The organism is Arboricoccus pini (assembly GCF_900187945.1).
GTDB lineage: Bacteria > Pseudomonadota > Alphaproteobacteria > Geminicoccales > Geminicoccaceae > Arboricoccus > Arboricoccus pini.
Genome location: NZ_FYEH01000002.1, coordinates 83,370 through 102,552, shown reverse-complemented (window position 1 = coordinate 102,552; position 19,183 = coordinate 83,370). Strand labels below are relative to the sequence as shown.

The 19,183-nt window shown below is 60.2% G+C and carries 17 protein-coding genes and 1 pseudogene; 8 read left to right on the top strand and 10 right to left on the bottom strand.

Annotation, left to right across the window (positions count from 1 at the left end):
• Positions 1-4: 4 nt before the first annotated feature.
• Together rpsP and ffh are read right to left on the bottom strand one after the other, a co-directional pair.
• Positions 5-343: a 30S ribosomal protein S16 gene (gene rpsP / locus CFB17_RS03265; protein WP_088559974.1), complete on the bottom strand. Its 339-nt coding sequence runs from the start codon at positions 341-343 to the stop codon at positions 5-7.
• 35 nt (positions 344-378) lie between these two features.
• Positions 379-1,758: a signal recognition particle protein gene (gene ffh / locus CFB17_RS03260; protein WP_088559973.1), complete on the bottom strand. Its 1,380-nt coding sequence runs from the start codon at positions 1,756-1,758 to the stop codon at positions 379-381.
• Between the two features lie 229 nt (positions 1,759-1,987).
• On the opposite strand from ffh, the gene dapF reads away from it, so the two are divergent.
• The 5 genes from dapF to CFB17_RS19555 are packed head-to-tail and all read left to right on the top strand — an operon-like array spanning position 1,988 to position 6,028.
• Complete coding sequence (dapF, locus tag CFB17_RS03255) at positions 1,988-2,854, top strand: diaminopimelate epimerase (protein WP_243389704.1); 867 nt, start codon at positions 1,988-1,990, stop codon at positions 2,852-2,854.
• Entirely contained in the window at positions 2,847-4,124 is a 1,278-nt protein-coding gene (mtaB, locus tag CFB17_RS03250; RefSeq protein ID WP_407642373.1) for a tRNA (N(6)-L-threonylcarbamoyladenosine(37)-C(2))-methylthiotransferase MtaB, read from the top strand. The genes dapF and mtaB overlap by 8 nt, the downstream gene beginning before the upstream one ends.
• Positions 4,121-5,062: a signal recognition particle-docking protein FtsY gene (gene ftsY, locus CFB17_RS03245; protein ID WP_088559971.1), complete on the top strand. Its 942-nt coding sequence runs from the start codon at positions 4,121-4,123 to the stop codon at positions 5,060-5,062. The genes mtaB and ftsY overlap by 4 nt, the downstream gene beginning before the upstream one ends.
• A 22-nt stretch (positions 5,063-5,084) precedes the next feature.
• The gene (gene mlaD / locus CFB17_RS03240) at positions 5,085-5,552 is read left to right on the top strand and encodes an outer membrane lipid asymmetry maintenance protein MlaD (RefSeq protein ID WP_088559970.1); all 468 of its coding nucleotides are present in this window, start codon (positions 5,085-5,087) and stop codon (positions 5,550-5,552) included.
• On the top strand, positions 5,552-6,028 hold the full coding sequence (locus CFB17_RS19555) for a DUF2155 domain-containing protein (protein WP_322112118.1): 477 nt from the start codon (positions 5,552-5,554) through the stop codon (positions 6,026-6,028). Before mlaD ends, CFB17_RS19555 begins: the two co-directional genes overlap by 1 nt.
• Positions 6,029-6,099: 71 nt before the next feature.
• Here CFB17_RS19555 and aat read toward each other — a convergent pair.
• From aat to CFB17_RS03215, 4 genes and pseudogenes are all read right to left on the bottom strand, one after another.
• A pseudogene (gene aat, locus CFB17_RS19905) lies at positions 6,100-6,570 on the bottom strand (leucyl/phenylalanyl-tRNA--protein transferase); the annotation flags it as partial.
• Between the two features lie 104 nt (positions 6,571-6,674).
• Entirely contained in the window at positions 6,675-8,024 is a 1,350-nt protein-coding gene (gene accC / locus CFB17_RS03225; RefSeq protein WP_088560226.1) for an acetyl-CoA carboxylase biotin carboxylase subunit, read from the bottom strand.
• An 8-nt stretch (positions 8,025-8,032) separates the two neighbouring features.
• The gene (accB, locus tag CFB17_RS03220; RefSeq protein WP_088560225.1) at positions 8,033-8,494 is read right to left on the bottom strand and encodes an acetyl-CoA carboxylase biotin carboxyl carrier protein; all 462 of its coding nucleotides are present in this window, start codon (positions 8,492-8,494) and stop codon (positions 8,033-8,035) included.
• A 241-nt stretch (positions 8,495-8,735) separates the two neighbouring features.
• Positions 8,736-9,464, bottom strand: coding sequence for an arginyltransferase (locus CFB17_RS03215; protein WP_088559968.1), 729 nt, complete (start codon positions 9,462-9,464; stop codon positions 8,736-8,738).
• Positions 9,465-9,689: 225 nt separating this feature from the next.
• Between CFB17_RS03215 and CFB17_RS03210 the strand changes: the two genes are divergently transcribed.
• Complete coding sequence (locus tag CFB17_RS03210) at positions 9,690-9,908, top strand: hypothetical protein (RefSeq protein WP_133063828.1); 219 nt, start codon at positions 9,690-9,692, stop codon at positions 9,906-9,908.
• Positions 9,909-9,934: 26 nt separating this feature from the next.
• Here CFB17_RS03210 and CFB17_RS03205 read toward each other — a convergent pair whose 3' ends face one another.
• The 3 genes from CFB17_RS03205 to CFB17_RS03195 form a co-directional block, all read right to left on the bottom strand.
• Entirely contained in the window at positions 9,935-11,188 is a 1,254-nt protein-coding gene (locus CFB17_RS03205; RefSeq protein ID WP_165769399.1) for a sensor histidine kinase, read from the bottom strand.
• 112 nt (positions 11,189-11,300) lie between these two features.
• Positions 11,301-11,996 carry a winged helix-turn-helix domain-containing protein gene (locus CFB17_RS03200; protein ID WP_088559965.1) on the bottom strand — a complete coding sequence of 232 codons (696 nt, stop codon included), beginning with the start codon at positions 11,994-11,996 and terminating at the stop codon, positions 11,301-11,303.
• 166 nt (positions 11,997-12,162) lie between these two features.
• The gene (locus CFB17_RS03195; protein ID WP_165769398.1) at positions 12,163-13,656 is read right to left on the bottom strand and encodes a DegQ family serine endoprotease; all 1,494 of its coding nucleotides are present in this window, start codon (positions 13,654-13,656) and stop codon (positions 12,163-12,165) included.
• A 166-nt stretch (positions 13,657-13,822) separates the two neighbouring features.
• Between CFB17_RS03195 and CFB17_RS03190 the strand changes: the two genes are divergently transcribed.
• Complete coding sequence (locus CFB17_RS03190; RefSeq protein ID WP_088559963.1) at positions 13,823-14,554, top strand: nitrilase-related carbon-nitrogen hydrolase; 732 nt, start codon at positions 13,823-13,825, stop codon at positions 14,552-14,554.
• A gap of 84 nt (positions 14,555-14,638) precedes the next feature.
• A complete protein-coding gene (locus CFB17_RS03185) occupies positions 14,639-15,487 on the top strand; it encodes a universal stress protein (RefSeq protein ID WP_207761919.1) in 849 nt (282 codons plus the stop codon).
• A gap of 3 nt (positions 15,488-15,490) precedes the next feature.
• On the opposite strand, the gene cobN is transcribed toward CFB17_RS03185, so the two are convergent.
• Entirely contained in the window at positions 15,491-19,183 is a 3,693-nt protein-coding gene (gene cobN, locus CFB17_RS03180) for a cobaltochelatase subunit CobN (RefSeq protein ID WP_088559962.1), read from the bottom strand.

Sequence of the window (19,183 nt, the reverse complement as noted above, 5' to 3'; positions counted from 1 at the left end):
TAGATCAGGCGGCAGCTTCGGCCTCGGCGTTGGCCTTCTTCTTGGCGGCTTCCTCGGCGCGCTTGCCCGTTCCGCGAAGCTTGGCGGTATTGTTGGTGATCCCCGCCTTGTCCAGGAACTTGGCAACGCGATCGCTGACCTGCGCGCCATTGCCCAGCCAATAACGGATACGCTCTTCATTTAGCGTAACGCGATTCTCGGCCTCGGCGGGCAGGAGAGGGTTATAGCTGCCAAGCTTCTCGAGGAAACCGCCATCGCGTGCCGCACGCTGATCGGCGGCGACGATACGGTAATAGGGGCGCTTCTTGGCACCACCGCGGGCGAGGCGAATACGAACGCTCATCGATAATCTCTCTTTAGACTTGGCAAAAAACCGCTTCAGCGGGGGGGCATCAGGCCCGGGGGCAGCTTCATTCCACCCAATCCGCCTCGACTCAACAGATTCTTCAGATTGCCGAGGCCGCCGGCCTTTTTCATCTGTTTCATCATGTCTTGCATCTGGCGGTGTTGCTTAAGAAGTCGGTTGACGTCAGCAACGTCGGTTCCCGACCCCTTGGCGATACGACGACGTCGCGAACCATCGATTATCTTCGGGTTGCGGCGTTCAATTTTCGTCATTGAATCGATAATGGCAATTTGCCGGCCGATGATTTTCTCATCGATCTTGGCTTCGCCCATCTGAGCCTTGAGCTTCGCGATACCAGGCAGCTTGCCCATGATGCCGCCCATGCCACCCATCTTCTTCACCTGAAGGAGCTGGCTCTTGAAGTCCTCCAAGCTGAAGCTCCCCCTCTGGAGCTTATCAGCCAGTCGCTCGGCCTCATCTTTGTCGACGATCTCGGCGGCCTTTTCGACCAGCGAGACGACGTCGCCCATGCCAAGGATGCGGCCAGCCATGCGATCAGGATGGAAGACCTCGAGCGCATCGAGTTTTTCGCCCATGCCGACGAATTTAATCGGTCGGCCGGTCACCTGGCGCATGCTCAGTGCGGCACCACCGCGCGCATCGCCGTCGAGGCGGGTCAGCACGATGCCGGTTACGGCGATCCGCTCATGAAAATGACTGGCGACGTTGACGGCATCTTGACCGGTCAGCGCATCAGCAACGAGCAGCGTCTCGTGCGGTTTCGCGAGGTCGCGAACCTGAAGAAGCTCGACCATCAGCGATTCGTCGATATGGAGCCGGCCTGCTGTATCGAGGATCAGGACGTCGAAGCCTTCACGCCGGGCGCTTTCCAGCGCGCGTCGGGTGATGTCGAGTGGCTGCTGCCCGTTCACGATCGGCAGGCTGTCCACTTGTGCCTGCTGGGCCAGGACCTCAAGTTGCTTTTGCGCCGCTGGTCGCTGCACGTCGAGCGAAGCCAGGAGGACCTTCTTGCGGTCCTTGCGCAGGCGAACGGCGAGCTTGGCCGAACTCGTCGTCTTGCCGGAGCCTTGCAAGCCGACCATCAAGATTACGGCTGGCGGGCTCGCCAGCTTAAGCTCGGAAGTCGCGCCGCCTAGAAGTTCGCGGAGATGATCGTTGACGATCTTGACGACCATCTGGCCGGGGGTAATCGATCGCAGCACCTCTTGGCCGACGGCCTTTTCGCGAACGCTGGCTATGAAGTCCTTGACCACCGGCAGTGCCACATCCGCCTCGAGCATCGCGACGCGGATCTCGCGCATGGCGTCGCCAACGTCGCCCTCGCTAAGGACGCCCTTGCCCTTCAGCCGGTCAAAGACCTTGCCTAGCCGTGTGGAGAGGTTATCGAACATCGCGTCTCAGAGGACTTGCTTCCCGTTGACGGTGGAGACGATCGAGCATAGCACAACATGACGCAAAAGAACCTCGCCATGGAGGTTCATCCGGCGTCCTTGAGGATTAGTGATCTACGACACCGATCGGCGGCTAGCGTAGGACGCAGGCTTTTGCGCTCCATGCATTGAAAAGTCAAGCAATTGGGCAGCCTCGCATGATCGGGATGGCGATAAGGTTGCCTTAGTCATGGCAAAGCCTTATCGGGCAGCAATGCAGCGAATTCCTTTCATCAAGATGCACGGCCTGGGCAACGATTTCGTGCTGATCGATCGGCGCGAAAAGGTGCTGGAGTTCGATGCGGCCTTCGTCACGCGGATCGCCGACAGGCACCGCGGCGTGGGTTTCGACCAACTCGTCATCCTTGATGCCAGCGCCGACGCCGACGCCGACGCAAGGATCAACTTCTTAAACAGTGACGGTTCGCTGGCGGGCGCTTGCGGCAATGGAACGCGCTGCGCCGCACGCTACCTAATGGACCAGTCTGCCATCGACGAGATCTCGCTTGCCAGCGGGAGCGGCCTGTTGCGAGCCGTGCGCCTCGCTGATGGTCAAATCAAGGTTGGGATGACTGAGCCGCGGTTGGCATGGCGTGACATCCCGCTGGCGCAGCCTTGCGACACCTTACATGTCCCCTTGCGTCTCTTCGGACTTGGGGAACCGGTTGCCGTGAACATGGGCAACCCGCATGCTGTCTTTTTCGTCGACGATCTTGATAGCCTCGACATTCCGGCGATCGGGCCAACGCTTGAGCGACATCCGATGTTTCCGGAACGGGCGAATATCGGATTTGCGCAGATCGTCTCGCACGAAGCGCTGCGCTTGCGTGTCTTCGAACGTGGTGCCGGCCTTACGCTTGCCTGTGGCTCTGGGGCCTGTGCCGCAGTGGTGGCCGCTGTTCGCCGCGAACTCGTCGGTCCGGCCTGCCAAGTTCAACTCGACGGTGGGGAACTCTCGATCGCCTGGGCCGGTGCCGGCCCGGTCTTCATGACAGGGCCAACTGCCTACAGTTTTGAAGGCATGCTTGTCGGCGAGGGGAACCATGTCGATGTCTAGCGAGCCAACTCTGGAAGTCATCACGTTTGGCTGCAGGCTGAACAGCTACGAGTCCGAAGTGATTCGTGCGCATGCCTCTGCCGCTTCGATCGACAATGCGATCATCATCCACACCTGCGCTGTTACGGCCGAGGCGGAACGGCAGGCGCGACAGGCCATCCGCAAAGCGCGACGCGAGCGACCGGGTGCAAGGCTGATCGTAACAGGGTGTAGCGCCCAGGTCGCAAGTCGGGCCTATGCGGACATGCCGGAGGTGGATCACGTCGTCGGCAATGCCGAGAAGCTCGATCCAGATGTCTGGAAGCTATTGGCCCAACCTTCGGCCAAGCCGAAGGTCCAGGTGGGTGACATCATGCTGGCGCGCGAGACCGCGGGTCATCTCGTCGAAGGCTTCGATGGTCGTACGCGCGCATTTCTCGAAGTCCAGGGTGGCTGTGATCATCGGTGCACTTTTTGTATCATTCCCTTTGGCCGGGGCCCAAGCCGGTCGATTGCCGCGTCGCGCGTGATCGAGCAGGCTCGACTCCTGGTCGCCGCCGGCTACCGCGAATTGGTGGTCACCGGTGTCGACATTACGTCCTGGGGTAAAGATCTTGAGGGCACGCCGACCTTGGGAAGCCTGCTGCGGGATTTGCTCGATAGCGTCCCCGACCTGCCGCGCTTGCGGCTCTCTTCGTTGGACCCGGCGGAGATCGATCCTGATCTGCAAAGGCTTATCCGCGATGAGCCAAGGCTGATGCCGCATTTGCACCTGAGTGTTCAGGCTGGCGATGATCTAACGCTAAAGCGGATGAAGCGACGGCATTCGCGGCGAGACGTAATCGAAGTAGCACAACATTTGCGCAGCCTGCGCAGCGACATCGTCTACGGCGCGGACTTGATCGCCGGCTTTCCCACCGAAACCGAGACGATGTTCGAGAACACGCTGCAACTCGTCGACGAGGCCGGGCTGACATACCTCCACGTGTTTCCCTATAGCCCCCGCGCCGGGACGCCTGCAGCGCGCATGCCGCAGGTCGACCGGAATATTCGCAAAGAACGGGCAAAGCGTCTTCGCGAAGCTGGCGATGCCGCTCTCGGCCGGTTCCTCGCCAGCCAGATCGGGCGGCGTCAAAGCGTCCTCGTGGAGCAAGGCGGCATGGGACGCACAGCACACTTTGCCACGATGCGGCTGCCGCCGGGCGGTCCGGCAGTGAGCAGCATTGCGGAAATCGTCGCCACCGATATCGAGGACGGCCTTCTGGTCGGATCCATGGCAGAAGCGGCATGAGCGAGACAGAGCCCAAGGGCTGGTTCGCCCGGCTGCGTGGCGGCTTGCAGCGCTCGTCTTCAGCGCTGACCGAACGCATTGCCGGCATCTTCACAAAGCGCCGGTTGGATGACGAAACGCTTGAGCAGCTAGAAGACGCACTGATCATCTCCGACATCGGCGTCGATACGTCGCGAGACCTCGTGCGCGATCTGGCGCGTGGACGCTACGGCAAGGAATTGAGCGATATCGAGGTCAAAGAAGCGCTGGCGGGATTGATCGCCGGACGGCTCGAGAAACTTGCCGAACCCTTGCCGCACCGAGACCAGCACAGGCCGCAGGTCGTTCTGGTCTGTGGCGTCAATGGCACCGGCAAGACGACGACGCTGGGCAAGCTGGCAAAGCAGGCGACCGAAGCCGGGCTCAAGGTTGTACTGGCCGCATGTGACACCTTTCGTGCTGCTGCCGTGGAGCAACTGCAAGTATGGGGCGAGCGCAATGGCGTGCCGGTCATTGCCGCAAGGACCGGTTCAGATCCGGCCGCCTTGGCCTACGAGGCTCTCGATCGTGCCCGACGTGAAGGTGCGGATCTCCTAATGATCGATACGGCGGGGCGTCTGCATAACAAACAAGTGTTGATGGAGGAGCTCAAAAAGATCATTCGCGTGATCAAGAAGCTCGATCCCTCCGCACCTCATGATACGATTTTGATCCTAGATGCAACAACTGGTCAAAATGCGCATAGCCAGGTCGATACATTTAAGACGATGGTCGACATAACCGGTCTGATCGTCACCAAACTGGATGGTACGGCCAGAGCAGGGGTCGTTGTAGCCATCGGCGATCGCTACAAGCTACCGGTACACGCCATTGGCATCGGCGAGAAGATCGACGATCTGCGTCCCTTCGAGGCCTTGCCTTTCGCGCGTGCCTTGATGGGGCTCGACCGGCCATCGTGACCGGGACTAACCAAGGGATATCATGAGACAAAATCTCGTAGAGACGATCCTGGGCGCCGTGGTCCTCCTCCTGGCCATAGGCTTTCTCGGATGGGCCTATACACGAAGCAATGTCGGCTCGCCGACAGGCTACACCCTGAACGCCGCGTTCGATCGGATCGACGGTCTGGATGTGGGCTCGGATGTACGGATCAGCGGCATCAAGGTCGGCAGCGTTCTGTCGCAGCGACTGGATAAGAAGACCTATCGCGCCGATGTCAGCTTTAGCGTCGAGAATGGGATCGAACTGCCTCGGGACAGTTCGGCTGCCATCGTCTCGGCGAGCCTTCTTGGTGGTAAATATCTGGCTCTAACACCCGGCGGCGAGGATGAAGCTCTGAAAGACGGCCAGTCGATCACCATCACGCAGTCATCGATCAACCTCGAGGACCTTATCGGTCAGTACATCTTCGGCAGCGGCCAGCGCGGACAGAGCAATCAGGCACAATGATGATGAAGACCGTGCCGGTGCTTTCTATGGCGATCGCATTCGTTTTGGTCTCTTTACCGGGCCATGCGGCGCAGCCCAGCATCCGCAACAAAACGGTGATTCTCCAAGGTCTCGATAAGATCACCGCGCGGATCAATTCCTTTAGGGCACCGATCGGCCAACCCACCCGATTTGGCAGCCTGGAAATTACGCCCAAGGCTTGCTTTTCGTCGACGCCGACCGAGCCGCCCGAAAGTGCTGCGTTTCTGCAGATAGCCGAGACGCAGGCTGACGCACCGGCAAAGCCGCTGTTTTCGGGATGGATGTTTGCTTCATCGCCCGCTTTATCGGCGCTGGAGCATCCGATCTATGATGTCTGGGTCTTGAGCTGTGCGGACCCTGTCGATGCGGAATCGCCGCCGCCTGCCGTGTCGTTACCCGAACCGCCTTCCGATCCAGATGCCGCGCCGGTCACCAGTCCTTCACCGAATGGATAGGCTTGGCTCGGAAAGCGTGCCTCAGCACGAAGGGCTCGCCGCAGCCTGCTGAGATAGCTGGTGCGCGCGATCTCTAAGGCGCCGAACCGCCGTAGGTGGTCTGTCACAAATTGCGTATCGAGCAGCAGGAAATGGCCGGCAAGCAGGCGGCCGATCAGGTCGACAAGCGCAACCTTGCTGGCGTCGGTCCGGTACGAGAACATGCTTTCACCGAAAAATGCCCCGCCCAGGCTGACGCCGTAGAGGCCACCTGCCAGTCGGCCATCCTGCCAGCACTCGACGCTATGGGCATGACCGGCATGGTGAAGTTCAACATAAAGTTCGATGAGACCATCGTTCAGCCATGTCCGGGGCCGTTCAGGGGTCGGATCGGCACAAGCGGTGATGACCTGGCGGAATGCGGTGTTGCAACGAATATCGAAGGGACGTCGTCTGACTGTCTTGCGAAGGCTCCGGGGAATATGGAACCCATCCAGGGGCAGGATGCCGCGCCTTTCCGGATTGACAAGATATATGGTCGGATCGTCCCGATCGTTGGCCATCGGGAATTCGCCTCGGGCGTAGCAACTGAGAAGATCGGCCGAGTTGAGGACTCGCATGGCTCAAATTCGGCCGTCAGCAGCGCGCGGCAGAAGCGGCCGGCGGCTTAGTTCCCGTCCCAATCGGCAAGAAAACGACCGAGCCAGCCGGTATCATACTTGGATTTTTTGACATCGTCGGTCTCACAGAGCGCTCGTAGAAGCGGTATACTGGTCGAGATGCCGTCGATGACGGTTTCGGCAAGGCTTCGGTCCATTCGTCGGATCGCCGCTTCACGGTTTGTATCGTGGACGATGACCTTCGCGATCAAGCTATCGTAATAAGGCGGGACCGAATATCCTGAATATAGTGCCGAATCCGTTCGCACTCCCGGGCCGCCTGGAGCATGAAACGCTGTGACCTTGCCAGGCGCGGGCATGAGCGTGCGTGGATCCTCCGCATTGATCCTGCATTCGATCGCATGGCCAGTGAACGTAATGTCGCTCTGCCCGAAACTGAGCGGTTCGCCGGCCGCGATCCTGATCTGCTCGCGAATCAAGTCGCGCCCCGTGACGAGTTCGGTCACCGGATGCTCGACCTGCAGGCGCGTATTCATCTCGATGAAATAGAAGCGACCGTCCTGCCAGAGGAACTCGATCGTGCCCAGGCTGCTATAGCCGAATGTTCGCATGGCCGCAGCTACACGCGTGCCGATAGCCTCCCGTTCGGCCGCGGAGAGGACGGGCGACGGCGCTTCCTCAATGATCTTTTGATGCCGGCGTTGAAGGGTGCAGTCCCGTTCGCCCAGATGCACGACATTGCCGAACTTGTCGCCAATAACCTGGATCTCGATATGACGCGGGTGATCAAGGTATTTTTCAAGGTACACTCGATCGTCGCCGAAGCCCATCTTCGCCTCGTAGCGCGCTAGCTTGAGCGCCTCGATCAGGCTTCCTTCGTCGTGGACGACGGTCATGCCACGGCCGCCGCCGCCGGCGACGGCCTTGATCAGCACGGGATAGCCGATCTCCTCGGCGGCGCTGATCGCTGCCTCCTCGCCCGTAATGGCATCGGCCGTACCCGGTACCGTCGGCAGGTCCAACTCCACGGCCATCTGCTTGGCACGGATCTTGTCGCCCATGATCCTGATCTGCGAAGGGTCAGGACCGATGAACGTAAAGCCATGCTCGACCACCATGCTGGCGAAATCGGCATTCTCAGCAAGAAAGCCGTAGCCGGGATGGATGGCTTCGGCGCCGGTGATCTCGGCAGCGGAGAGAATAGCTGCCGCGTTGAGATAGGATTCGGTTGCCGAGGGCGGACCTATGCAAACGCTCTCATCGGCCAGCCTGACATGCATGGCCGATGCGTCCGCTGTCGAATGTACCGCTACGGTCGAAATATCAAGCTCGCGGCAGGCGCGGAGAATGCGCAGCGCGATCTCGCCTCGGTTGGCGATCAGAACCTTGTTGAACAAGCTCGCCATCACTCGATGATCATGAGGGGTTCGCCGAATTCGACCGGAGCGGCGTTTTCGACAAAGACTTTCGTAACGCGGCCCGAACGAGGGGCCCGGATCTGATTCATCACCTTCATGGCCTCGACGATCACGAGAGTAGCACCCTCTTTGATCTCCTGGCCGACAGTGACGAAGGGAGGCGCGCCGGGCTCGGCTGCCGTATAAGCCGTGCCGACCATGGGTGAGGTCACGAGGCCAGGGTGAGAAGAATAATCGGTGGCGGCAGTTTCAGCGGCGGCAACCACGGTGCTGGCGGGTCCAGCAGCGAGAGCTGGAACATGGGTCGCAACGTCGACGATCTGCTGGACTTGGCGCGCAACTCGAATCTTGGTCTCCGACTGACTAAGCTCAATTTCGGTTAAACCAGTCCGTTGCAGAAGTTCTGCTAACTTCGCAATGTAGTCGATATCGATCTCGAGTTTGGCCATCTTCGATTCTTTTGCCATTCGAACTTCTGCCGATTGTCAACGACCGCCCAGCGCCGATACCGAGAATCGACTGGAGCATTGTTTTGAAACTGTCATCGATACCACGTCTTAAATGGCCGGAAGAGATGCGTTTCGGCACCACGGCCATCTGAGCGCGTTCGGCAATCGAGCGCGCTTATATCATGGTCATCGATCAAGGCAATCTCGCTCGATAATCGCGGCGGTTGTAAAAACTCAGCGATTATCCGCCCGTCGAGGAGGGTTCGAACAACTGCCAGCCTCTGATTCCCAGCCGCTCGGCTGGTTGGAAGTCTGCCTTGTAGTCCATGGTCTTGGATCCTTCGACCCAGTAGCCGAGATAGACATAAGGCAATTTTCGCCTGACCGCTTCCTGCACGTGCCAAAGAATGATGAAGGTGCCAAGCGAACGAGCGGACTGGATCGGGTCGAAGAATTTATAGACGCCGGAGAGACCGTTTCTTAGCTGGTCGGTCAGGCTGACCCCCGCAAGCCTGCCGTCCGCATAACGAAATTCGATGATCATCGTACATGCGGGTGAGTCCTCGAGCATGGCTCGATAGTCCGCCCACTCCATGGACATCATGCTGCCGTCTGGATGGCGCGCTGCCAGATAACGGTGAAAGAGCTCGAACTGCTCTTCGGAAGCCACGCTGGGCAGGACGGCCCAACTAAGATCGGCATTTCGTCGTAGCACTTTGCGGAAACGGCGGCTGGGCTCGAAACGGTCCGCTACGATCCGCACCGGAACGCATCGCCGACACGAAGGGCAGGCTGGGCGGTAAAGGTAGGTTTGACTGCGCCTAAAGCCGATTTCAGTGAATGCCGAGAGGGCTGCCTCACTATCCTCGCCACGAAGCGTGGTCAGTACGCGCTGTTCCTTCAGGCCGTCCAGGTAAGGACATGGCGCAAGCTCCGTCGTGTAGAAGCGGCGCGGTGTCGTAATCGTCACAAACTCATCCCTACTCGGCTACTCGAGGCCAGGGGCCGTAAGCCAGACGGATTTAACTGTCGCAAAGAACAAGTAGTCCTTGAGCCATGCGCTTGCCATACGCGAGGGATCGCAGGGTCAATAAGTCCTTATAGCATCGTTAACTCACCATTAGCTTTCTTGGCCCATGAATGGTCCCGACGTGCGACGCAACAACCAGCGTTGCCAAGCTTGGAAGTGAGATCGATGACCCAGATGACCGATGCAACCAGCAGCGCCGATGGAAATTTCACCCAGAATTGCCGTCCTTATCTCATCCTGCGCCAGTCTCGTGTGCCGGTCGATCTCATCCATGTCGAAGACGATCAGGATGGACGGCGCATTCTCGTAGAAACGATGCTTGGAGAGCGTCTTCTGGTTACCGAGGGCGCGCTCGAGGCATGTCGAAATAGCTGCCACGCATAGAGACCTCGCCAGGAGGGACGGCTGATTCAGCGACTTGACGGACGCCGAAAACTGATCGCGATCCGCAAGCCGGGATTATTGTCGTCGAGTGTCAGCTTCGCCTCATGCAGCCTCGCAACCGCGCTCACCAGGCTTAAACCGAGCCCGTTTCCAGGTGAGGAGCGATCGGGATCGAGGCGGACAAACCGCTCGAGAGCCTTCTCTCGAAGATTAGCCGCGATGCCCGGTCCGTTATCGGCAACGAGAATCGTGGGAGAGGGCTCGTCGCTGATGGTAACCGTTACGACCCCGTTCTCTGGTGTGTATTTGATGGCGTTGTCGGTGATGTTGGCCAGCGCCTGCGCGACCAGTTGGCGGCTGCCGATGATTGACACACCTTCCTTGGCTTCGAGTCGCAAAGTAATGTTCTTGACCTCGGCTAGTGGTTCGTAAAGCTCGACAACATCACGCGCCAGATCACAGAGGCCGATCTCCTCCCATTCCGAACGCTGGCTACCCGCTTCTGCGCGGGCGATGTTCAACAACGCATTGAATGTTTCGATCAGCTTATCCGCATCTTGTACCGTAGCCTCGAGCAACTCATGCGCCTCGGCACTGCTCAGGTCGTGCATCATCGCCACCTCAATGCGCGAGCGGATGCGCGAGAGTGGGGTTCTAAGGTCATGCGCGATATTGTCAGTGACTTCCCGCATGCCAGCCAGAAGTCGTTGTATACGCTCCAGCATGGCATTTAGGTTCGTTGCGAGTTCGTCAAACTCGTCGCCGCCGCCCTCGACCTGGATGCGCTTGCCGAGGTTGCCCCCCATGATGGCGGTAGTCGTCCGATTGATCAGCTCGATCCGGCCCAACGTCCACCGGCTTACAACGAAGCCGCCACCGAGGCCGAGCAGGATCATGACACTCGTGCCGACCAGGACCGAACTCCAGAGCAACTGCTGAGTGCGTTGCTTTTCGGTGATGTCGCGTCCCACAAGAAGGCGGAATTTCTGACTGACGACGAACGCCTTGGCCGACACCCAGCGCTGGATGACGCGATTGTTGGACGCGACGGTCTCGAAGCTGAAACGCAGCGTCGAATCAGGAAGGAGATCCGCGTCCGGCCAGTGCGGCAGGTTCCCGGCAACGTAATTTCCGTCCCAATCGACGAGCAGGTAGATGCCCATCCGATCAGGGTCACCCTCGATGCTTGATCGCTGCTCGATGATGCGCTTGAGGCCCAAGATCCCCTGTTGCTGGCTCTGCTCGTCGAGCCCCTGAATCTCCGCGTCGATAGTTTCCATCGTCTGACGCTCCATGAAGCTGGAGGCCAGACCGTAGACAAACGCGAGGAGAGCCAGAGCCGATAGACCGAAGACCAGAAGGTAGACCGCGGTGAGGCGAAAAGTCGAAGATTTAAGAAGCCTTGTCCGGAGCCCTGAGGCTGTACCCGGCGCCCCTGACCGTGTGGATGAGGGGATATTCATAGCCGCGATCGATTTTCTGCCGCAGTCGAGAGATGTGGACGTCAATGACATTAGTCTGCGGATCGAATCGATAATCCCAGACTTTTTCCAAGAGCATCGTGCGTGTCATGACCTGACCGGGATGCCGCATCAATACTTCGAGAATTTTAAATTCTCTCGGCTGCAGTTCAATTTCCTTGCCGCCCCGCTCGACTCTCCGGGAAAGCAAATCCATCGACAGGTCGACATAGCGAAGGATCGTTTCGCGTCCATCATTGGACTCGGTGGCGCGTCGACGGACGAGTGCCTCGAGGCGCGCCAGGAGTTCGGAGAATGCGTAAGGTTTGACGAGATAATCGTCACCCCCGGCGCGCAATCCCTTGACCCGATCGTCAACCTCGCCCAGCGCACTGAGAAATAGAACGGGAGTCCGATTGCCGGTAGCTCGCAAGGTCTTGACGAGGTTGAGACCATCGAGGCCCGGCAGCATGCGATCGACGACGAGCACGTCGAAACCTTCGGTCGCCGCCAAAAGCAGACCGTCCTTGCCATTATGCGCCACCTCGACCGTGTGGCCACTTTCGGAAAGACCCTTGGCCATATAGGCGGCCGCGTCCTTGTCGTCTTCGATTACCAGGGTTCGCATGGTCTTTTGCGCAGCGCTCACCGGTTTAGCAACAGGGCTGTTTAGCGTGGATACTTGCACAATAACTACTCCCTTTCAGGAGGTTCGCCCTCGCAGGCGCGATGTCTTCTTCGCGCGAAGCGAGGGCCTCGTCCAGAGATCGGTAGTGGGCCATCGAATGCCCGCATCAAGACACGGAGAAAGGAACAGCCGCAAAGAGCTGGGCGCCGTCGCGTTGAAAGAGCATCAAGACGGCCTTTTCACCACGCTCCCGGGCCGCCGTGATCGCCTTGACCACGTCTTCCGGGCGCGACACGGCTTTGTCGCCTACCTTGAGAATGAGATCACCGGCCTGGATGCCCTTGGATGCGGCCGGGCTGCCATCCTCGACGTCGCTGACAACCACTCCCTTAGCCGTCGCCGGCAGGTTCAATTGTTTGCGAAGATCAGGTGAGAGCGGCGCCAGCGCCAAGCCGATCTTGGCCTGCGACTTGCTTCCATCCTGATCGTTTGCGGCCACCTTGGTGGTATCTGTCGGCATCTCGCCAATATTAACTTTGACGCTACGAGTCGAACCGCCTGAAACGACGTCCAGTGATTCTGTGCTGCCTGGCTTTGTGTCAGCGACCGCGCGGGTGAGGTCGCGCACCTTCTCGACTGCCTTGCCGTTGAAGCCGACGATCACATCACCGGTCTTGAGGCCAGCCGCCTCAGCGGGGCTGCCTTCTTCCACCTTGCTCACAAGGGCGCCGCTTGCCTTCTTGAGGCCGAGGCTGGAGGCGATATCCTCATCCACCGGCTGAATGCCCACACCCAGCCAACCACGATCGACCTTACCATCGTCGGTCAGCTGCTGAATGACCGATTTGGCAAGATTCGACGAGATCGCGAAGCCGATGCCGATGCTGCCGCCCGACGGCGAGAAGATCATGCTGTTGATGCCGATGACCTGGCCGTTCAGGTTGAAGGTCGGGCCGCCGGAATTGCCGCGGTTGATCGCTGCATCGACCTGAAGGAAGTCGTCATACGGCCCGGCACCAATCTCGCGTTGCGTGGCCGAGATGATGCCAGCCGTCACTGTGCCACCCAGGCCGAAGGGGTTGCCGACGGCCAGCACCTTGTCGCCGACGCGAACCTTGCTACTGTCGCCGAACGAGACGAAGGTCAAATCTTTATGCGCCTCGACCTTGAGGACGGCTAGATCCGTCTTTTCGTCGATGCCCTTCAGCGTAGCCGGAAGCTTCGTGCCATCCTGGAAGGAGACCTCGATCTTCGACGCGCCGCCTGCCACATGGGCGTTGGTCACGATGTAACCGTCTTTCGAGATCACGAAGCCCGAACCTTCGCCCAACTCCCGTTCCGAGTGAGACCGCTGATCTGGAGCTGGCATCTGCTGACCGAAGAAACGCTCAAAGAAACGGCGCATCTCAGGGTCGTCCAAAGGCGTGCGCTCGGCATCCACCTGTTCGGTCTTTTCGACAGAGACGTTAACGACCGCCGGCATGACGCGCTGAACGAGATCGGCATAGGAATCGTTGTAGCGATCGGCCGAACTGCTGGTTTCCGTCTGAGCCTGGGCCACATGCCCGGTAAACGGCACGACGGCACCGGTCGCCACAAGCAAGGTGGCCCCGGACACCACGCTCAAGAGGCGGATCCGCCGCAAAGCACCACGAGTCAAGAAGCTATCCTTTTGAGCAGCCATGGCATTTACCCATCTGGCGAGAATAATATTGGTGATAGGGGCGTCGGGTGTTCAGAACCGTGCACCCAATCGACATCCAGCATCACCATCCAGAGGAGATATAGTTCATGAAAATGGCCGTTCATTGGCTTTTTGGTGAAAAATGCACCACCTTCATGAACTGAGCGATCGCGACCCGACGATGCGAGTGCGCGCGATTGACGCCGATCACCAACCGCGAACAGTTGAGGCTTGGCACCAAGTCCTTGCAGACGCGACTTCGGGCGATCTCTGCCTGGTCCGCGCTTCCGACCACTGTCCGCCCTTGCTTTCTGATTCGGGTTCCCACGAAACGCTCGGTCAGGCTTGCCGCGAACGAGGCGTTCACGTCGCCTGGGCTTACAAGGAGACCTGCACGGGACGGCAATACCGCGCCTTGACGTTCGTCGACGACACGGGCGGAGCACAGGCAAATTATCGCGGCACGCATCCCGATGGCGGGGATATCGCCGGCGGTTTCAGCGCCGGCAACTGGATGACGATCGTGCCATGGCGCATGGGCCGGGTAGGCCTTTTGCTGGGCAAGGATCTCGACCACCCTGAGGTCGCTCGGGCGCTCCGTCTTGGCGGCGCGGAACTGCTTTTATGGGTAGGTCGGGCCGACAAGCTCGGTCCTTGGCGCATCCTCGCGCAAGCAAGAGCTATCGAGAACGGCGTTGCGTGCCTCGGCTTCGGCCAGGATCTCATTCTTGCACTGCCGGATGGAAGCATCCACGCCGCGGCGGGATCGTCGGTTTCATTCGAGCTTGGCGTGGCCGCTGGACCGCCGCCTAGCAACCGTCGGCCGATTCTCTACCGCTGCCTATGCGAGGAAGAGCCGACGCCACCAGGATGACATGATGGGGAGCGAGTTGACGGTCGCAACGCTCTCGGTTCAACTCGCTTGCATCATGACTGCGAACAGCGAGGAAGACCTCCGGTGAAGAATATTCTCGCGCACCTCGAGGTTAGCGCCGTCCTGCCCGCCGTTCTGGGATGCGCGCTTGCGGTGGGGCGACGATTCGACAGCTATATCGAAGGCCTACATATGCGGCCCGGACAGCCGGACGTCATCGCGGCGGGCGCCGATGGTTTCGTCGCCGCGGCTCCGGATCTTGTCTCGGGGTTCGAACGGGAAGCCAAGGACCGCGCGGAGAAAGCCCGCGTGACGTTCGAGACGTTCATGCACGAGCATCATCTCGTCCGGCCCGTCGACGGTAAGGTCGGCCTGTCGGCAGATTGGCGCATCGAGACCGCCAACGGTCCATCGGCCATCGGCTCGATCGGCCGTGTCTTCGATCTGATCGTGGTAGGACGTCCCTTAAGGGATTCGGTAGCACCTAGCATGGCGGCCTTGGAGTCGGCCTTGTTCGAGACCGGCAGGCCCATCCTGGTTGCACCACCGGTGGCCCCGCCCACGCTAGGCGAGCATGTCATGATTGCCTGGAACGGCAGTACGGAGACCGCGCGCACGATGGCATTCGCCATGCCCTTCCTTCGCCAGGCACAGAAGGTGAGCGTTGTTGCGGTCGAGCGGAACGTCGCTGGTCCGAGTGCCGCCGAAGCGGCTTTGGCGTTGCGGCGCCACGGCATTACGGCCGATTGGCGAGAGGTCCTCCTGAACAACCGTTCCGTGGGCCAAGTCTTACTGGCTGAGGCCGCCGACTTGTCGTGCGACTTATTGGTCAAGGGAGCCTACACGCAAAGCCGCCTCAGACAGATGATCTTCGGCGGTGCGACCAGCCATATCCTGGCCGAGGCCGAGTTGCCTGTCTTGATGGCGAACTGACCGCTAGGCCAGCAATTCATCCAGGAGGACAACCGCGCTGTTGCGGCGTGGCTGCCAGAATCCGCGCTGGATCGACTGGCGAAACCGCGAGGCGATCTCGCGAAGAGCGTCTTGATTTGCGATCTTGAGGAAGGTCCGGACTTCATCATCCTGGAGATAGGCATCGAAGAGAATGTCGAAATGGTGGCTCTCGACCTCGCCGGACGTGGCCGCAAATGCGTGCAGGAAATCGACGGTGGCAGCTATCTCGCTAGCCCCGCGATAGCCGTGCAGCATGATGCCGCGTATCCATTTGGGGTTGCTGGCCCTCCCTCTGACGATACGAGCGAGTTCTTCCTTGAGCGATCGAAGATGCGGGAGCTTGCCGTGGGAGTGATCGGCATGGACGATTTCGGGCTGTCTGCCGCTGAGGCTTCGCACCGCTAAGGCCATGCCGCCAGCGAATTGGTAGTAGCCGTCACTGTCGAGCAGGTCATGCTCGCGATTATCCTGATTTTGGATGACCAGCTGTGTCCGGCGAAGCTGCTCGACGAGAGTAGACTCCTCGAGCCTCCCTGCGCTGCCGCGACCGTAGGCATAGGCCCCGTGCCTGATAAAGAGGGCTGCCAGATTTCCTTCATCGCGCCAGCGGTCCTGATCGACCGCCTCTTGAATCCCGGTGCCGTAGCTGGCCGGCGGCGAGCCGAAAATGCGAAAACTCGCGATACGATTGGCCTCCGTAGCCGACAGTCCCTCGGCCTGAAGATGTTGAGACGTCGCGCGAGCGGTTGCCGCAAGAGGATTCTCGTCGGGTGGCTCGTCCAAGTTAGCGATGGCCCGGATCGCATCGTCGAGCAATTCGATCTGAGCGGGAAACGCATCGCGAAAGAATCCCGAGATGCGTAGAAGAACGTCGATGCGGGGCCGTCCGAGGACAGCTAGTGGCATCACCTCAACTCCCGTCACCCGATAGCTTTGCGTATCCCACACCGGCCGACAGCCGAGAAAAGCCAAGGCCTGGGCAATATCGTCGCCGCCTGTCCGCATGTTGGCGGTGCCCCAGACCGAAAGGGCAATCTGCCGAGGCCACACGCCATGCTGCTGCAAATAGCGGTCGATAATGGCGTTGGCCGAGGCCCAGCCGATCTCCCAGGCGGCCGGCGTAGGGACGGCGCGCGTATCGACGGAATAGAAGTTTCTGCCAGTCGGTAGCACGTCCAGTCTACCGCGCGTCGGGGCGCCACTTGGCCCAGGGGGGATGCGACGGCCCTCCAGAGCCTTCATCAGATTGGCGATCTCGTCTGAGGCGGAGCTATCGAGCAAATTGGCAACGTCGTGTTCGAGCCATGCCAGCGTCTCGACCGTTCGACGCCAGGAAGGTGATGGCTGTTTGCTTTTAGCCAGCAGTGCCAGGGCCAGGCGTTCCAATCGTTGCCTGGTATGGCCGACGTGACGCCAGCTTCCATTGAGGATCGAGGTGAGGATGTCGGGACGTGGACCATCCCATGTCGTGGCCGGATCGATCTCGAAGGGATCGTGCGCGTCCAGGCCCAGATCGGTGACAAGGGCGTCCATGAGCGAAGGCCGAGCGCGATCGGCAGGCGCGTTCATCGACAAAGCCAAGAGCAAGGCCGCGCGCTCGTGGCCGGCAGGTGCGCGGCCAAAGACGTGAAGACCATCGCGGATCTGCAATTCTTTCAGATCACAAAGATGGCGATCGATCGCTGTCAGATTGGTTGGATCGGCTTCGTCGTCAAGCTGAAGGTCCCGCGCGAGGCCCGTTGCTTGAGCGAAGTCGAATATTTCCCGGCATAAGCGTTCCGCACGCGTCGGGTCGAGACTTTGCGCCTGTGCATACTCGTCCAACAGGCGCTCGAGTGGGGCCAATGATTGATTGGTGCCAGCCCGGGCCAAAGGCGGCGTCAGATGATCGACGATGACGGCGCCCAACCGGCGCTTGGCCTGGGCCCCTTCACCGGGATCGTTGACGATGAAAGGGTAGATGATCGGAATGGAATTGAGCAGGATTTCCGGCCAACAGTCGGCCGACAGGGCAAGCGCCTTGCCCGGCAACCATTCGAGCGAGCCGTGCTTGCCGATATGAACCAGGGCATGCGCGTCGAAGCCGTTTTGTATCCAGGCATAAAAGGCCAGATACGCGTGGGGCGGCACGAGATCTTGACTGTGGAATGTCTCATTCGGATCCAGCCCCGGCGCGCGTGATGGCTGCAATCCCACGACAAGGTTGCCTAAAGGGAGGACCGGGAGTGAGAAGGCACCATCAACGACGAATGGATCGGTCGCGGCGTCGCCCCAGCGTTCATCGACCGCCTTCGAGACAGCTTCTGGCAAGGCGGCTAGCCAGGCACGGTAGCGCTCGACCTCGAAGCGCACCCGGACCTGCCGACGACCAAGCGAAGCGGCATCGCTCGTCACCCCCGCTCGTAGCGCCGTCATCAGGTCAGCCGCGGAAGCCGGACAATCCCGGATGTCATAGCCTTGGTCCGCCATCGCCTGCAGGATGACCATGAGGCTGGCTGGGGCGTCGAGGCCCACCGCATTGGCGATGCGGCCATCGCGAGGGGGATAATTGCCGAGGATCAGCGCCACCCTGAGCTCACTCGTCTGGGTACGTCGCAGTCGCAGCCAGGCGGCTGCGGACGATGCGACCCTTGCGATGCGATCGGGCCTCGGGTGGTGTCGAACCGGTCGGATCTGCGTTACCGGGTCCAGCTCCGTGACCGACTTGAACGACACGACTCCGACCAGGAGCCGGCCATCGATTTCGGGAAGGGCAACGCTCATCGCCAGGTCCCGCGGGACGAGGCCGCGCTGGCGCGTTATCCAGCTTTCTTCGCTTTCACTCGAGAGAATGACCTGCAAAATCGGGCAATCGGGAATCTGCAAGGGGTCAGGGGTTCGCTCATCCATCCCCCCTAGGGCAAAACCCGTCATGTTGAGGACGACTCCAATGCGATGCCGCTCCTGCTGTGCCGCGACGAGCGCGGATGCCTGCGGCTCGCGCAGGCTCGTCACGAACAAGGCAGCTGCCTGGATACCCTGTTGGGCCAACGCCTCGATGAGAGCATCGACGGGCGCCGTATCGCCCGACTGCATCAAAGCGCGATAGAAGACGATGAGCGCAATCTCGCCCTCGACCAGAGCCGGATCGGGCTGGCGGTAGAAGCCCAGCTTTGGCAAGGCGAGGGGCGGGAGGGCCGAGAGCCTTGGCTCCAGAAGGCAATGCGCGTAGCTCAAAAACGCACGCCCATTTTCCAGACCGCCTTCGACCAGATAGGCCTGTAATCGCGCGAGCGATGTAGCATCCACCGTCGACAGCCTGCGTAGTTCCTCGTCTTCGCGGTCGTCGCCAGGCAAGAGGGCGAGCTGGAATGTTTCCGCTCCGGCCAACAGGGACAACTGCTCCACGCCATAGGCCCAGTACGAACGACCACCGATCAGGCGAACGATCACCAGCCGGGCACCCGCGATCGTCTTTTCGAGATAAAGGTCGATCGACATTGGATGCTGCAATTGCAGCAGGCTGGCGAGGCGGAGCGATGGCGCGCAAGCGTCCCGCTGCGCGGCGGCAGCGCTAAGGAGCGCTAGTTCCGTGTCAGCAAAGGATAAAAACACGATATCGGCTGGCGATTGATCGAGATCGACGGCTTCGCCTTCAAGTGAGGCTGGTGCGTCCTTGGCGAGGAGGAGATGCAA

Bases quoted from the DNA above. Each gene is read 5' to 3' on its own strand.
- rpsP (WP_088559974.1), bottom strand. From the start codon at position 343: ATGAGCGTTCGTATTCGCCTCGCCCGCGGTGGTGCCAAGAAGCGCCCC.
- ffh (WP_088559973.1), bottom strand. From the start codon at position 1,758: ATGTTCGATAACCTCTCCACACGGCTAGGCAAGGTCTTTGACCGGCTG.
- dapF (WP_243389704.1), top strand. From the start codon at position 1,988: ATGGCAAAGCCTTATCGGGCAGCAATGCAGCGAATTCCTTTCATCAAG.
- mtaB (WP_407642373.1), top strand. From the start codon at position 2,847: ATGTCTAGCGAGCCAACTCTGGAAGTCATCACGTTTGGCTGCAGGCTG.
- ftsY (WP_088559971.1), top strand. From the start codon at position 4,121: ATGAGCGAGACAGAGCCCAAGGGCTGGTTCGCCCGGCTGCGTGGCGGC.
- mlaD (WP_088559970.1), top strand. From the start codon at position 5,085: ATGAGACAAAATCTCGTAGAGACGATCCTGGGCGCCGTGGTCCTCCTC.
- CFB17_RS19555 (WP_322112118.1), top strand. From the start codon at position 5,552: ATGATGAAGACCGTGCCGGTGCTTTCTATGGCGATCGCATTCGTTTTG.
- accB (WP_088560225.1), bottom strand. From the start codon at position 8,494: ATGGCCAAACTCGAGATCGATATCGACTACATTGCGAAGTTAGCAGAA.
- CFB17_RS03210 (WP_133063828.1), top strand. From the start codon at position 9,690: ATGACCCAGATGACCGATGCAACCAGCAGCGCCGATGGAAATTTCACC.
- CFB17_RS03205 (WP_165769399.1), bottom strand. From the start codon at position 11,188: ATGGAAACTATCGACGCGGAGATTCAGGGGCTCGACGAGCAGAGCCAG.
- CFB17_RS03200 (WP_088559965.1), bottom strand. From the start codon at position 11,996: ATGCGAACCCTGGTAATCGAAGACGACAAGGACGCGGCCGCCTATATG.
- CFB17_RS03190 (WP_088559963.1), top strand. From the start codon at position 13,823: ATGCACCACCTTCATGAACTGAGCGATCGCGACCCGACGATGCGAGTG.